Genomic DNA, 14,884 nt, shown 5'->3' with positions numbered 1-14,884 from the left:
GATATTTTTGGCTAAAATGCCCAGATTTACTCACATTTCAAGGATATGGTATGAATCTTCAAACAAGCAAAACCAACACCGCCAATGCGATCGCAAAAGGCAAAATCGCGCTTCAAGATCTTGAGAAGAAGCTAGAATCTATCGCGCAAAAAGCAAGCAAGACACTTAAAATCGCTGGGTTTAGACCCGGCAAAGTGCCTGTGCAAGTTGTCAAATCTCGCTACAAAGATTCCTTAGAAAAAGACGCGCAAAAAGAGCTTGTGCAAGATATGCTATCAAATGCACTCAAAGAATTGCAGCTCACTCCCCAGCAGCTCATCGGCGATCCTATTATCACGAAGTTTGATAAAGGGGCAGAGGCAATTGAGGTGGAGATTGCTATTTCATTGATTCCAGAATTTAGCCTAGAAGCCCTAGAATCCAAAATCCCCACGCCCAAAATCCCCACGCCAGAGAAAAAAGACATACAAGAGCGACTTGATATGATGGCACAATCACAAGGTGAGCTAGTAGAATCCAAAGATAAAGCAGTCAAAAAAGATCATATTGTCAATATTGACTTTGAAGGCTTTGTTGATGGCGTAGCTTTTGAGGGTGGCAAGGCAGAAGGCTTTGATCTCACGATTGGCAGCGGGCAGTTTATCCCCGGCTTTGAAGATGCGCTTATAGGTGTCAAAAATGGCGAAGAAAAGAGCATTGAGGTCAATTTCCCGGAGAATTATCACTCAAGTGCGCTAGCAGGCAAACTCGCGACTTTCAAGGTCAAGATCAATAAAATCCAAGAGCGCGTAAAATGCGCGATTGATGATGTGCTTGCGACAAAGATTCTAGGCAGAGATGATGCGACGCTTGCAGAGCTAGAATCTCGTATGAAAGATGAACTTGCCCTAGAGATGAAAAACCGCCACTACAATGATGAAATGAAGCAAAAATGTCTTGAAGCCCTTGATAGCGGCTTTAGCTTTGATTTGCCCGATGCTATTGTCGAGCAAGAAATGGATGTGCTATTCCGCAATGCGCTCTCCACAATCGCGCCAGATGAGCTAAAAGATTATCAGCAAGATGTGCAAAAAGCCAAAGATAAGCGCGAGAGCTTCCGTGATGAGGCGTGCAAGAGTGTGAAGATTACTTTCATTGTCGATGCTATCGCTAAGGCAAAGGGCATTACTATCAATGACAATGAAGTAGTGCAGGCTATTTACTATGAATCAATGATGCAAGGTCAAAATCCAAAAGAGGTGCTTGAATACTATCGAGAAAATGGGCTGATCCCTGCAGTAAAAATGGCAATGATAGAAGATCGCGTGCTACATCATCTGCTTGATGAAAAAGCCGGCTTGCTCGATAAAAAAGCAAAGGCTACAAAAGTGGATTCTAGCCAAGCGGACTCCAAAAAGGCGGATTCTACAAAAGTGGATTCTAGTGCTAATGAAGGCAAAAGCCCTGCCAAAGCCACCAAACCCAAAACAACCAAAAAAACTCCAAAGGCTTAATGCGATGAACTATATTCCTTATGTGATTGAAAAAACAGGGCGCAGTGAGCGAAGCTATGACATCTACTCAAGGCTACTTAAAGATCGCGTGATTTTGCTAAGTGGGGAGATCAACGATATGGTAGCAAGCTCCATTGTTGCCCAGCTATTGTTTCTTGAAGCAGAAGATCCAGAAAAAGACATCAATCTCTACATCAACTCCCCTGGTGGCGTGATCACAAGTGCGTTTAGTATCTATGACACTATGCAATATATCCGCCCAGATATTTGCACGATTTGCATAGGGCAGGCTGCGAGTGCTGGGGCGTTTTTGCTTAGTTGCGGGGCTAAGGGCAAGCGATATTCTCTGCCAAATTCTCGCATTATGATTCATCAGCCTCTTGGTGGTGCGCAAGGACAAGCCACAGATATAGAGATCCAAGCCAAAGAGATTTTACGACTTAAGTCAGTGCTTAATGAAATTATGGCTAGCAACACTGGGCAAACACTGAAAAAAATCGCCCAAGATACAGAAAGAGACTTTTTTATGAGTGCTAAAGAAGCTAAGGATTATGGACTAATCGATAAGGTTTTGACAAAAAGCATTAAATAGATCACATAAGCAAGGAAGACAATGGAGAAAAATCAAGAAAAAGCCTCTGATATAGGCTCTAATCCTTTCTTATCGGGGATCAATCCGGATGTGCATTCTGATATTGCGCCGGGATCTGGAGAAAGTGGTGATTTCATAGAGGTGGTAAATCGCCTTTCAGAGACCACTATCCATACCCTTCAAGCAGAATCCTTGCCTTGCCTACCTTCAAACTACCGCTTATATTTTGAGAAGTTTTTGCAAAAAGAGCCGCCAGCCATTAGGGAGAAAATCCGCACTATTATGCGTATGCAATCAGATTTAGAAAATCGCGCACTTGTGTTTGAGAAATCCGTAGGCGAGAGCTTGCGCATTATTAAGCAGGTGCTTGGCTGTATGTCTGTCGTGTATCAAAATTTCTTAATCGCTGAAAATGTAGTAAAGCAATATTCCAAAGATGTGGAGCAAGCAGATAATAAGCTCACTATGCGCAATGTGATGGACTTTTTTATCCGCGATATGACGAAAGTTACAAAGATCACTTCCAAGCAGCTTGATCAAATCCGCGAGCTTTATGCAAAGACTGATAAAAACCTTAAGCAAATCAGCCAAAATTCTGTCTATGATCTCAATCTTGATGTGTATAATAAAAGCTACTTTACTGATGTTTTGCTTAAAGAGCAAAAGCTCTGTTTGGAGTTTAATCACTCTTCAGTATTGATCTACATTACTCTGTCTCAAGATTTATCTCATCAGGTTGGGCAGGATTCTCCTGTTTTTACCATTCTTCTAAAAACTATGGCGAAATTTTTGCAAAAACACATACAAACTAGCGATTTTATCGCATATATGGGTGATGGTGTGTTTGGGATCTTGCTAAAGTATTCGGACTTGATTGAAGCCCAAGAGCTTTGTGTGTTTCTCTACCAATCAGCCCAGACAACTGATGTGTTTGTAGGGGATATGAATCTGCAACTTGATGTAACCTCAAGTATCGCAAAAATTATGCCAGAACGCTCTATTGAAGAGACACAAAGCGCGTGCCTTTCGACATTAAAAATCGCGCTTGATGAAAAGCGACATTGCAAAATCTATCAGCAGGATGATATCAATGGCGATTCTGCCGATAGTTAAATACCCAGACAAAAGGCTTAAGACAAAATCCCAAAAAGTTAGGGAATTTGATGAGGGTCTTCATACTTTGCTTGATGATATGTATGAAACGATGATTGCTACAAATGGCATAGGGCTTGCGGCGATTCAGGTCAATAAGCCTATTTGTGCGCTTGTGATCACTCTGCCGCGCGAAGAAGATGGGCAGCAATATGAAGAAGATAGATTAGAGCTTATTAACCCCACTTTGCTAAAAACTCAAGGCATAGTAACCTACCAAGAAGGCTGCTTGTCTGTCCCGGGATTTTATGAAGAGATTGAGCGATTTGAGTCAGTAAGCATAGGGTATCAAGATCGATTTGGCGTGGAGAGAGTCTTGCAGGCAGATGGCTTGCTCGCCATAGCGGTGCAGCACGAGATGGATCATTTAGATGGTGTTTTGTTTGTCGATAGACTGCCAATATTACGGCGTAAAAAATTTGAAAAAGAATTAAAGAGAATCCAAAAAGAGCAGAAAAGTAAAACACAAGCAAGATAGCTAGCCACTAGGCTAAAAGTGGATTCTAGCGTGGGTAAATACGCTATAATCGCAGCATATTCATCATTATAAAGGATTTATTATGTGGCTCAATCACCAACTTAGCGCAGACTTTCATAAAGAATATGCCATCGAAGAAAAAACCCTTGATGTGCGAAGTGATCATATTTTAGAAATTTTTAAAAGCAAAAAATTTGGGCAAATTGCTCTTATCGATGAGCGCGAGCTATTGCTTGAATGCCATTTGGGCTATGTGAGTGAGTTTATCGCACATATTGGGGCTTGCTGCTTGCGGGTAAAAGCCCCAGAATCCCCGCAAGATCAAGCTCTCATACTTGGGGGGTTTAATCTCGAGCTTGCTTTTGAGCTACTTAAGCATAATATGCTTATACATTATATACAGAGTGATAGCAAGGTGCTAGATTCTCTTATAAGCTTTTTGCCGCATTTTCAAAGTGTGCGCGAGCATAGAGACTTTGGGCTGTATGCTAAAGCGATTGATCTGCCGCTAGGTAAATATCATCTAATCATTCACCAAGCCACCCCCAATGCCCACGAGCTTGATGGACTAAGCCGTATGCTGCATACAGATGGGGTATTTATCGCAAGGCTTCCGCATCCGTATTTGCAAGCAGATGAGTGCAAACAGATGTTAAGTAGCGTGAGTGCGCTATTTTCTATCACTATGCCGTTTGCTATGCCATTTTTTGGCGATGAGGTTTTTGTATTTGCTTCTAAGGCTACGCATCCCTTGGCTGATTTGTGGCTGCAAAGGGCTGATATGCTTGATAATCTTAGCTTCTATAATGCTGATATTCATAATGCCGCTTTTGCTATGCCCACGCGTTTAGCAAGCACTTTGCAGCCGTGGGTCAAAAACTAGAAAAAGTGGATTCTAGCTCCCTAGAATCCACTTTTGCCAAGTCTCTCTACTTGCGCTATGGAGTCGCGCTGACAGGCGGTATAGCGTGTGGAAAAAGTAGCGTTAGTAGGCTTTTGCAAGCGCGTGGTTTTGAGATTATCTGTGCTGATAGTATCGCGCATTGTGTGCTTGAAGAATGTGCTGGCGTGCTTGTTGGCACCTTTGGCAAGGGTATTGTAGAATCTAATGGACCTACTACAATCAATCGCAAAGCCCTTGGGGAGATTGTCTTTAGCGATCCTGCAAAGCGCACTTTACTAGAATCCATAACTCACCCACGCATATACGCTCAAATCATCGCTAAAGCCCATATGCTAGAAGCGCGTAAAAAGTGGTATTTCCTTGATATACCATTGTTTTTTGAAAGTGGTGGGAGGGCGCGCTATGGTGTGGATATGGTGGTGTGTGTGGGTGCTAGAGAAGACTTGCAGCTTGCGCGCTTAATGCAAAGAAACACACTCACACTAGAGCAGGCAAAAGCTAGAATCCAATCACAAATGCCACTAGGGCAAAAGATCGCCCAAAGTGATATTGTCATAGACAATAGCAGCACGCTTCCCGCGCTAGAAGCAAAGGTGGATTCTATGCTGCGCGAGCTTGCAATGCGTATCAAGGCATAGGTTTTGCTTTAGCTTTGCTATTTATACCAAGGAGTATCAATGGCAAATGATTTAGACTTAAAAGCCCTAGGCTCACGCACGACTTATGAGCATAACTACGCGCCAAGCTTGCTAGAAGCAGTCCCAAATCCCCACCCAGATGTGGCGTATTTTGTCAAATTTAATTGCCCAGAGTTCACCTCTTTATGCCCGATCACAGGGCAGCCAGACTTTGCTACTATTTATATCAGCTATATCCCAGATACGCTCATTGTAGAATCCAAATCACTTAAGCTCTATCTCTTTAGCTTCCGCAATCACGGCGCATTCCACGAAGATTGTATGAACCTTATTTTGAAAGATTTAAACAAACTTTTAGGGCCGCATTATATAGAGGTGTGGGGGAAGTTTCTCCCAAGAGGTGGGCTAAGTATCGATCCGTATTGTAATTATGGCAAGGGACAATATCAGCAAATGGCACAAATGCGCCTAGCCAATCACGATCTCTACCCAGAGACAATTACTAATCGCTAGAATCTAGCACTTTGCTTTGCACGACCTTATGGATATAGAGTAGGAATCCAAATACCTAGAATCTAAAAAGTGATTTACTAAAGAGAAAAAAGAGAAAGCGATAGCGGGGTGTCCCGCTATCATAGGCTTAGAATACAAGTTTTGCAAATGCTATGGCATTGTGGTATTGTAGGTTGCCACCAAAGCCGTTATTGACATAGCCACCGCCTACATCAAGAGCTAAACCTTCTCTCATAAAGCCTAGCCCTAGGTCAAACACACGCACAGAAGCCACGGCAGAAAACTCACTATAATCGCCACCGGCATAGAGCACATCAAGCTTTACTCTCTCGTGTTCTACACCGCCAAAAGCATACCAAGTGCTTGTCCCTGCACCAAAGTGTCCGGCGTGAGATGGCATAAGGTAGCGACCATAGAATCGAGTGTTGTCGCTGATTGTTTTGATACCAGCATTATCGCCGACCATATACCAGCCACCACCGAGTTTGAAAATATCTTGGAATCGAAGCTCTTCTTCAAGCTGCACGAACATTGTGTTGCCATTCCAGCCATTTTGCCACATAAACTTACCAGAAGTGATAGATTTCACACCACTACCACCTAGCACAAGTGCCGCTCTAGTCCCTGCTTGAAGCACATTGCTTTGAGAGTAAGAGTCTAGGAAGTAATGCACAAAAGGATCGATTTGCGCGATACCAAAGTCAAGATTCGCACCACCAGCTATAATGTCTCGGCTACCGATGTCAAAGTTATTAAAGCTTGATGGGAATCTAGTGTATGCAGTAAGCTCACTTGCGATACGCCCTGGTAGCACACCAAATGTCGTGTAGTCATTTGCCCAAGTAACCCAAATGTTTGACTTGCCTAGGTTGTAGCTAAAGCCCACACCTTGTATATAGCTATTAAGCCAATCTGATCGCATAAAGCTACCATCAAATCGCCCTGCATAGAAATCAAATGAGCCGTTATAGCGGAAATACAAGTCGGATAGATCGATGTATTTATCGCCATATACATTATGTTTTGCGTAATTATCTGTCGCCCAAATTTGTGAGCCACCCCAGCCACCAACACCAAATCCAACGCTGTTAGATCCAATATCAATGCCTAGATGTCCAGTGAAGCCACCATAATTAACGCCGTCTTTGTTAAAATGCATATAATCGCCAAATTCTTGATTATACACTACACCTAAATGCCCAAATAGCTCTACATTTGCATTTGCACCTGTGGCAACTGCTGAAGCAAGAACAGCACTTATCAAAAGTTTGCTTTTCATCTTGTGTCCTTTGTTGTGAAGTTGAGCTTTGCTCACGGAAAGTATATCGACAAAACGCCTAATATTTTAATAGAAAAGTTAATGAGCCTTTGTCAATCGCCCTAAAATCCTTGATTTACATAGATTTTATTTGTGTGATGCGTCCTTGACTTGCTATTCAAGGTATGGCGGCTTTGCACAGAAATTATTAAGGTCTGCTATAATGCGTGCTTTTATTTTGGCTAAAGGGTGTATATGAGAAGATTATCAGTGCTTTGGTTGTGGATTCTAGCGGGGCTAAGCGGGGTGTTTGTCCTTTGTGCTTTGGCACTTTATGGCATACATCATTATGCAAAATCCCATAGCTATGAAGCGACAATAGAAGCGACTTTCACCTCTGCTACTGCCTCCCCCCCCCCATAGCCAGCACACAAACTAGGACCTATATCTATCGCGCTAAGCTCCGTTTCCCAAGCCATATATTTCGCTATCAAAGAGATTTTACACTTCTTACAGATCTATCTACACAGCTCATACTCAATGCACCCGATACACAGCTAATTAGCACAATCACGCTGGATAAAAACTATCTTGTCTTAGAGACAAAATCCCCCATATCGGCTATTTCTAGCACTTTGCATTATACAATCGCCATAGCACCCACACTATGGAAAAAGCTTTTGCTAGGCTATGGCTTTGTCGCAGGGCTATGTCTTTTGCTTAGCTTAGTATCTTATAAATACCACGCCTTGCAGATTCTAGCCAAGCGGTGGTATAGCAAGATCCCGGCACAAAGCTTTGCTGCAGTTACAAATTCTTTACATCAAAGCTCAAGCGTGTTTTGTGGTATTAGCTACAAAAGGTGGATTCTCATTGCGTGTGGTGTGGTATTTCTCATCGGCTTTGGCTTGCGCTGGTGGTATATGGGGCAAAAGATCCACTTGCACGGCGATGAGGTGTGGTCAGTAGCGATTAGCTCGCATTCTAAAGGGTGCTTATGGGGTGGGGAGTGTCGCGATGGGGTATATTATGGTAAAGAGATTAAAGAGCTAGAGCTATGGCATAATGCAAGCCCTATCTCCGCGCTTAAAGATATAGGGGATCTTTATCTCACAAATAATGGAGATTCCCATTCACACGCGAATTTGTATTATACGATTTTGCGTTTATGGCATATTGGCGTGCGCACAGGGGATTTGGGCTGGATTATCCAAAGGGGCGTGGGGGTAAATCTCCTGCTCTTTTATCCGCTTGCGTTTTTGTTTGGCTTTTTGCTTGGGCGGCAGCTGTTTGGCAGTAGTGTGCTTGTGTTGGCATTTGTATCTCTAGCTTTTCTTAATGGCGCAAGTATTTCTAATACGATGTTAATACGAGAATATGCCTTGCAGGAGTGCTTGTTTCTAGCGTTTGCTTGGATTATGGCGCGGCAATTTTGTCGCGCAAGTGTCTCTAGGGCAGAGATTATCTTAGGGGCTTTTGTGCTAGCTTGCTTCTTGCTTAGTGGGTATTTTGTCTTGCTATATGTGCTTATGCTTGGGGGGATTTTGGTGTTTTTATCGCTTGGTGCATCTGCCCAAAAAGCCAAAGCCTTGTTAGCTACTTTTGGGCTTGGTGTAGGCTTCACCTATGCGATGTATCCTATCTATCACAAGGGCTTCTTTGGTGGGCACGCTAGCTCTGCACTTGATAGGGCAGGTGGAGTAGGGACAAATCTTGCAGAATCTATGAATGCTTACGGGGAGATTCTAGGGCAAAATATTTTTACGCCCATTATTTTAGGGCTGTGTTGTGTGTCGCTTTTTGTGTGGTATAAAAATGCTCGCCTTATGCAAAATCTATGGAGCAAGGAGGTGTTTCTAGCGGTGCTTATGGGGGTCTTGGCTCTTGTTTTTGGGGTGGTGATTATGGCTGTGGCTCCGTGGAAGATCTTGCGCTTTGTCGTGGCTTCATTGCCATTGCTATGCTTGCTTCTTGTCGTTGTGCTTATGCCGATGCTTTTGCGCAGAAGTCTTGTAGCGTGTGTGGCTTGGGCTGGGATTATCCTAAGTCTTATGCTATATCATAAAGTAGGGTTTTTATCCTACCCAGAGGAAAAAGACAGAGCGTCTTTTGCCGTGTATCAAATGGAGCCTATACTTGATACAGAATTGCAAGGCGATAGGGCGATCCCTACGATTTATAGTCATATAAGCGATTATTCTTCTACAAGAGTGATTGCGTGGTTTAATGACTTGCGGCTTTATTATTTCATCAAGGATCCTTGGGAGGCGTTAGCAACGCTAACTTCACATAAACGCTGCTTTTTTATCACAGGCTTGCCTATTGAAGTGGTGCGGGATTATCTCGGGAGTGGTTTTCGTGTAGAACTAATGCAGCATACATTTGGGCTAAATCGCTACTATATAGAGCATACAGAGATACATTAGCCCAAAACCCTAGATAGAATCTAGGTCAAGCTTATTTGCTATGGGCTTCAAGCTGGATGCGCAGTGCGATTTCATCGCTTACAAGGGCATCTTTTGTATCCATACCGATTCCAAAGTCTTTGCGGTTTAGCTTGCCTTCAAGCTTGATGGCGATTGCAAGTTTGTTTTCTTTGCTCATTGGGTTTGTTACCGGACCTTTTATGCTCATATCAAATACAACAGGCTTTGTAATGCCGCGGATTGTTACATCTGCCGTAAGCTTTTTGCCCTTGATAGATTTCATCACAAGCGTGGCTTTGGGGAATTTCGCAGAATCAAAAAAATCAGGCGCATTTAGGTGCTTATCTCGTGAGTCATTTTTGGTATCAATGGAGGAGATAAGCACTTCACCACTAAGAGCTTTTAGGGTTTTGGTGCTCTCATCAAAATCCACCACACCGCTAAAGGTATTAAACGCGCCATCGACATCGCTGATCATCATATGCGTAACTTGAAAATTCACTGCAGAATGCGATACATCAACATCATATTGTGCTGCGCTACTTGCAGAGAGAGCTAGAGCCAAGATTGAGCTAACAAGTAGAGACTTTTTCATAAATGTCCTTCATTGTGGGATTGCACCAGATCTAAAGTCCGGTGCCGTAGATTCTAACGCGCAAATGTTAATACGCGCTAATTCTTTGTATAATTGTATTTTACTATAAGGAGTGGCAATGCTTTTAAGCATAGAAAGTAGCTGTGATGATAGCTCACTTGCTCTCACAGACATAGCAAGTGCCAAGCTTGTATTCCACCATAAAATTTCACAAGATAGTGCGCATAGTGTGTATGGTGGCGTTGTGCCAGAGATTGCCTCAAGACTGCATACAAAGGGACTGCCAGAGATTCTAGCTATACTAAAGGGCGAGCTAGGGGATTTTACGCGCCTTAAAGCAGTGGCGATCACCACAGAGCCGGGGCTGTCTGTGAGTCTTATTGAAGGGCTAATGATGGCAAAGCTTCTTGCTCTAAGCTTGCGTATCCCGCTTATTGCTATCAACCACCTAATCGGGCATTTTTACTCACTTTTTATCAATCAGTGCGAAGCTATTTTTCCTATGAGTGTGTTGCTTGTATCTGGCGGGCATACGCAGATTATGCAAGCACGCAGTGAAGAAGAGTTTTTGATCATCGCTCAAAGTCTAGATGATAGCTTTGGTGAAAGCTTTGATAAAGTCGCTAAAATGCTCTCCCTTGGCTATCCGGGCGGACCTATTATAGAATCCTATGCCTCCAAGCTATCGCCCACCACTAGAATCCACTCTCTCCCCCTCCCGCTAAAAGACAAGCACGGATTTAGCTTCTCTGGGCTTAAAAATGCCACGCGATTGCTCATAGAATCTCTATCAAGCCACGATCCTAGCAAAGTGGATTCTAGGCTAAAAGTGGATTCTAGTCTCAATGAGAGCGATAAAGCATTGGTGTGCGCATCGTTTCAAAAAGCTGCCATAGCTCATATTAGCAATCAAGTAGAAAAATATCTCAAGCATAAAAATAATGATGGTATCCGTGATTTTGCCATTGTAGGTGGGGCGAGTAGTAATGCAAGCTTGCGCGCTGAGATAGAGCGACTTTGCACGCGCTTTGGACTTAGACTGCATCTAGCACCGCTAGAGTTTTGCGCTGATAATGCTGCGATGATAGGGCGTGCTGCGATCCCAGAGTGGCAAAAGGGAATATTTGCAGACTCAATTGCTCAAGAAGTAAGCCCGCGTAGCACGACCAATTATCTTCACACTCTCTAATGGTTCTTGGGATTTTACACAAGAGTCATTGCCACACAATTGGCAATGTAATCATAGACTTAAATTTCTCATTTTTTAGGTATTTTTGCTTATAAATAGATTATAATTCACGCACAACCCTAGAATCTAGGGCGAACACACTTAAGGAGATTCAATGCAAGAAGACAAGATCATTGAAAGTTACACAGGTGTAACAAAGGAGAGAAAAAAGAGCAAAATGCCTGCTCGGCTAGATTTTTGGCAGAGTGCTACGGGGCTTTTCTTGGCATTATTTATGCTCGCGCATTTGCTGTTTGTATCTAGCATTTTGGTTAGCCAAGAGGCGATGTTTGCAGTAACGACATTCTTTGAAGGAAGTTTCATCTTTGGTGATGAGGGGCAGCCGTTTTTGGTGTCGATTGTGGCGGCTGTGGTGATTGTAGCCTTTGTCGCGCACGCATTTTTGGCATTGCGCAAGTTTCCTGTCAATTATCGTCAATTTATCGCGCTAAAAACGCATAAAAAGCTGATGAAACACGGCGATACGAGTTTGTGGGTGATCCAAGCTGCCACAGGGTTTGCGATGTTTTTCCTAGCGATGCCTCATCTTTTTACCAACCTTACCCAGCCTGAACACATAGGACCACTTGCATCATCATTCCGCTTTGTGCATCAAAACTATTGGCTTTTATATATATTTTTGCTTTTTGCTGTGGAGCTACACGGCTCGATTGGACTCTATCGTCTCTGTATCAAATGGGGTTGGTTTGAGAAGCTCGGCATACAAAATCTTCGCCGTGTTAAGTGGGCGTTATCGGTGTTTTGTATCGTGCTTGGGCTTTGCTCCTATGCTGCATATATCAAAATCGGTCAAGGGCTGGATTCTAGCAAGGGCATAGAGCATTATCGCGCAGTTGATGTAGCCACAAAAGGAAAAGGAGAGTAGATGAAAGTAGTATATTCAGATGCGTTAATTATCGGCGGCGGTTTGGCTGGGCTTCGCGCCTCTATTGCGACAAAGCAAAAGGGCTTAAGCACAATCGTGCTATCTCTTGTGCCTGTCAAGCGCAGCCACTCGGCAGCAGCACAAGGCGGTATGCAAGCAAGTCTTGGTAATTCAAAAATGAGCGATGGGGATAATGAAGACCTGCACTTTGCAGACACTGTTAAAGGAAGCGATTGGGGCTGTGATCAAAAGGTAGCTAGAATGTTTGTTACCACTGCGCCTAAGGCGATTAGAGAGCTTGCTTCGTGGGGAGTGGCTTGGACTAGAATCCAAAAAGGCGATCGCACCGCTGTCATTAACGCGCAAAAGACCACTATCACAGAAGAAGACTTCCGCCACGGCTATATCCACTCTCGCGACTTTGGTGGGACAAAAAAGTGGCGCACCTGCTACACCGCTGATGCCACGGGGCATTCTATGCTCTACGCTGTGGCAAATGAAGCCTATAAACACGGCGTAGATATACAAGACCGCAAAGAAGCCTTGCGCTTAATTCACAAAGATGGGATCTGCTATGGGGCTGTCGTGCGCGATCTCATCACAGGTGAGCTTATCGCCTATGTGGCAAAAGGCACGCTTATCGCCACAGGTGGCTATGGTAGGATCTACAAAAACACCACAAATGCCGTGATTTGCGAGGGTATTGGGCTTGCTATTGCAATGGAGACAGGAGTAGCAAAGCTTGGCAATATGGAAGCGGTGCAGTTCCACCCAACGCCACTTTTCCCTAGTGGGATCTTGCTCACAGAGGGCTGCCGCGGTGATGGCGGGATCTTGCGCGATGTCGATGGCTATCGCTTTATGCCTGATTATGAGCCGGAGAAAAAGGAGCTTGCAAGTCGCGATGTCGTCTCTCGCCGTATGATCCAAAGGATTAGAGAGGGCAAGGGCGTGAAGTCTGCGTATGGAGAGCATTTGTGGCTTGATATTTCAATCCTTGGGAGAGAGCATATCGAGCGCAACTTACGCGATGTGCAAGAGATCTGCCAAGTGTTTGCAGGGATTGACCCAGCGGAGAAATGGGCGCCTGTGAAGCCTATGCAGCACTACTCTATGGGCGGTATCCGCACAAATTATCAAGGACACACTGCACTTGCAGGGCTTTTTGCCGCTGGTGAAGCAGCGTGCTGGGATATGCACGGCTTTAACCGCTTAGGTGGAAACTCTGTGAGTGAAGCAGTGGTTAGCGGTATGATTATTGGGGATTATTTTGCGCAGCATTGTGAGCAAGCGAAAATGGACTTGCAAACTTCTGTGATTGAGCAGTTTGTCGCCAAAGAGCAAGCTTACCTAGAATCTCTTGTCAATAATAGCGGACACGAAAATGTCTATGAGCTTAAAAACGCGATGAAAGACATTATGGAAGAAGATGTGGGGATTTTCCGCGATGGCAAGGGGCTAGAAGATGCTGTTGCTCGTTTGGAAGAAATCTACAAACGAAGCAAAAACATCGGTATCAAAAACAAAAAGCTCCATAACAACCCCGAGCTAGAGGACGCCTATCGCGTGCCTAAAATGATCAAACTCGCCCTTTGTGTGGCTCTTGGTGCGCTTAATCGCACAGAATCTAGAGGCGCACATACGCGTGAAGACTATCCAAAACGCGATGATGAAAAATGGCTAAAGCGCACGCTTGCTTCGTGGGAGAGCGATACACAAACACTACCCACACTCTCCTATGAAGACCTAGATATTATGTCTATGGAGATCGCGCCCGGATTCCGTGGCTATGGGGCAAAGGGTATGATTATTGAAAATCCTCTCTCTGCCAAACGCCAAGCCGAGATTGATAAAATCACCCAAGAAGTGCAAGCTCGTGGCGGCGATCGCTATGAGCTACAACAGGCTCTTATGGACTTTGACTTACAGCCCAAGTATAAAGAAAAAAATCAACGACTAGGAGATAAATAATGGAAGCAAAAGGAAGAACACTTACTATTCGTGCTTTGAAGTTTGATCCGCATAGCGCAGTGTCAAAGCCACACTTTGCTGAGTATAAGATCGAAGAAACGGATTCTATGACGATTTTCATCGCGCTAAATCTTATCCGTGAAAATCAAGACCCAGATCTAAGCTTTGACTTTGTCTGCCGCGCTGGGATTTGCGGTAGCTGCTCGATGATGATCAATGGTCGCCCAAGGCTTGCCTGCCGCACGCTGACAAAAGACTTCCCCGATACTATCACGCTTATGCCTCTGCCTGCATTCAAGCTTATCAAGGATCTAAGTGTCAATACGGGCGAGTGGTTTGCTGGTATGACAAAGCGCGTGGAGAGCTGGGTGCATAGCAATGAGGAGACAGATATTTCCAAGCTTGAGAAGCCCATCGATCCGCAAGAAGCGCAAGATGTGTTTGAGCTAGATCGCTGCATTGAGTGTGGTTGCTGTATCGCAAGCTGTGCGACCAAGCTTATGCGCGAAGATTTTGTCGGTGCAGCTGGTATGAATAGAATCGTGCGCTTTATGATCGACTCCCACGATAAACGCAGTGATGAAGATTTCTACGAGCTAGTGGGCAATGATGATGGCGTGTTTGGCTGTATGAGTCTTATCGCCTGCCACGATACTTGTCCTAAAAATCTCCCCCTTCAAAGCAAAATCGCCTATTTGCGCCGTAAAATGGTAGCCGTAGGCGCGAAATAGGGATAAGGACAAAAGGCAA

At 44.2% G+C, this 14,884-nt stretch carries 15 protein-coding genes; 13 read left to right on the top strand and 2 right to left on the bottom strand.

The features are described 5' to 3' along the window. Nucleotides 1–50 precede the first annotated feature (50 nt). The 7 genes from tig (at nt 51) to queF (ending at nt 5,770) form a co-directional block, all read left to right on the top strand. Nucleotides 51–1,493 carry a trigger factor gene (tig, locus tag NYG90_RS04325; RefSeq protein WP_285264745.1) on the top strand — a complete coding sequence of 481 codons (1,443 nt, stop codon included), beginning with the start codon at nt 51–53 and terminating at the stop codon, nt 1,491–1,493. 4 nt (nt 1,494–1,497) lie between these two features. Next, nucleotides 1,498–2,085 carry an ATP-dependent Clp endopeptidase proteolytic subunit ClpP gene (clpP, locus tag NYG90_RS04320; protein ID WP_115012187.1) on the top strand — a complete coding sequence of 196 codons (588 nt, stop codon included), beginning with the start codon at nt 1,498–1,500 and terminating at the stop codon, nt 2,083–2,085. A 21-nt stretch (nt 2,086–2,106) separates the two neighbouring features. Then, nucleotides 2,107–3,198, top strand: a complete 1,092-nt coding sequence (locus tag NYG90_RS04315; protein ID WP_115012186.1) for a nucleotidyl cyclase domain-containing protein — start codon at nt 2,107–2,109, stop codon at nt 3,196–3,198. Beyond that, entirely contained in the window at nt 3,176–3,715 is a 540-nt protein-coding gene (gene def, locus NYG90_RS04310; protein WP_285257055.1) for a peptide deformylase, read from the top strand. The genes NYG90_RS04315 and def overlap by 23 nt, the downstream gene beginning before the upstream one ends. A gap of 82 nt (nt 3,716–3,797) precedes the next feature. Beyond that, nucleotides 3,798–4,598 carry a spermine/spermidine synthase domain-containing protein gene (locus tag NYG90_RS04305; protein ID WP_285257054.1) on the top strand — a complete coding sequence of 267 codons (801 nt, stop codon included), beginning with the start codon at nt 3,798–3,800 and terminating at the stop codon, nt 4,596–4,598. Continuing rightward, on the top strand, nt 4,583–5,257 hold the full coding sequence (coaE, locus tag NYG90_RS04300) for a dephospho-CoA kinase (RefSeq protein WP_285257053.1): 675 nt from the start codon (nt 4,583–4,585) through the stop codon (nt 5,255–5,257). The genes NYG90_RS04305 and coaE overlap by 16 nt, the downstream gene beginning before the upstream one ends. A gap of 39 nt (nt 5,258–5,296) precedes the next feature. After that, nucleotides 5,297–5,770, top strand: coding sequence for a preQ(1) synthase (gene queF / locus NYG90_RS04295; RefSeq protein ID WP_285257052.1), 474 nt, complete (start codon nt 5,297–5,299; stop codon nt 5,768–5,770). A 127-nt stretch (nt 5,771–5,897) separates the two neighbouring features. On the opposite strand, the gene NYG90_RS04290 is transcribed toward queF, so the two are convergent. After that, nucleotides 5,898–7,049: a hypothetical protein gene (locus NYG90_RS04290; protein ID WP_285257051.1), complete on the bottom strand. Its 1,152-nt coding sequence runs from the start codon at nt 7,047–7,049 to the stop codon at nt 5,898–5,900. A 234-nt stretch (nt 7,050–7,283) separates the two neighbouring features. Between NYG90_RS04290 and NYG90_RS04285 the strand changes: the two genes are divergently transcribed. Together NYG90_RS04285 and NYG90_RS04280 are read left to right on the top strand one after the other, a co-directional pair. After that, nucleotides 7,284–7,451 (top strand): hypothetical protein, encoded by a 168-nt coding sequence (locus NYG90_RS04285; RefSeq protein WP_285264744.1) that lies wholly within the window; start codon nt 7,284–7,286, stop codon nt 7,449–7,451. 212 nt (nt 7,452–7,663) lie between these two features. Continuing rightward, on the top strand, nt 7,664–9,454 hold the full coding sequence (locus NYG90_RS04280; RefSeq protein ID WP_285257049.1) for a hypothetical protein: 1,791 nt from the start codon (nt 7,664–7,666) through the stop codon (nt 9,452–9,454). Between the two features lie 31 nt (nt 9,455–9,485). Here NYG90_RS04280 and NYG90_RS04275 read toward each other — a convergent pair whose 3' ends face one another. After that, nucleotides 9,486–10,049 (bottom strand): YceI family protein, encoded by a 564-nt coding sequence (locus NYG90_RS04275; RefSeq protein ID WP_285257048.1) that lies wholly within the window; start codon nt 10,047–10,049, stop codon nt 9,486–9,488. 118 nt (nt 10,050–10,167) lie between these two features. On the opposite strand from NYG90_RS04275, the gene tsaD reads away from it, so the two are divergent. From tsaD to NYG90_RS04255, 4 genes are all read left to right on the top strand, one after another. Continuing rightward, nucleotides 10,168–11,238: a tRNA (adenosine(37)-N6)-threonylcarbamoyltransferase complex transferase subunit TsaD gene (gene tsaD, locus NYG90_RS04270; RefSeq protein WP_285257047.1), complete on the top strand. Its 1,071-nt coding sequence runs from the start codon at nt 10,168–10,170 to the stop codon at nt 11,236–11,238. Between the two features lie 154 nt (nt 11,239–11,392). Beyond that, entirely contained in the window at nt 11,393–12,163 is a 771-nt protein-coding gene (locus tag NYG90_RS04265; RefSeq protein WP_115012177.1) for a fumarate reductase cytochrome b subunit, read from the top strand. Further along, a complete protein-coding gene (locus NYG90_RS04260; protein WP_285257046.1) occupies nt 12,164–14,134 on the top strand; it encodes a fumarate reductase flavoprotein subunit in 1,971 nt (656 codons plus the stop codon). It begins immediately after the preceding gene. Further along, complete coding sequence (locus tag NYG90_RS04255; protein ID WP_115012175.1) at nt 14,134–14,865, top strand: fumarate reductase iron-sulfur subunit; 732 nt, start codon at nt 14,134–14,136, stop codon at nt 14,863–14,865. Before NYG90_RS04260 ends, NYG90_RS04255 begins: the two co-directional genes overlap by 1 nt. Nucleotides 14,866–14,884: the final 19 nt, after the last annotated feature.

It is taken from the genome of Helicobacter zhangjianzhongii (assembly GCF_030249855.1).
In the GTDB taxonomy this organism is placed as follows: Bacteria; Campylobacterota; Campylobacteria; order Campylobacterales; family Helicobacteraceae; genus Helicobacter_B; species Helicobacter_B zhangjianzhongii.
This window is presented reverse-complemented; position numbering and strand designations above follow the sequence as displayed.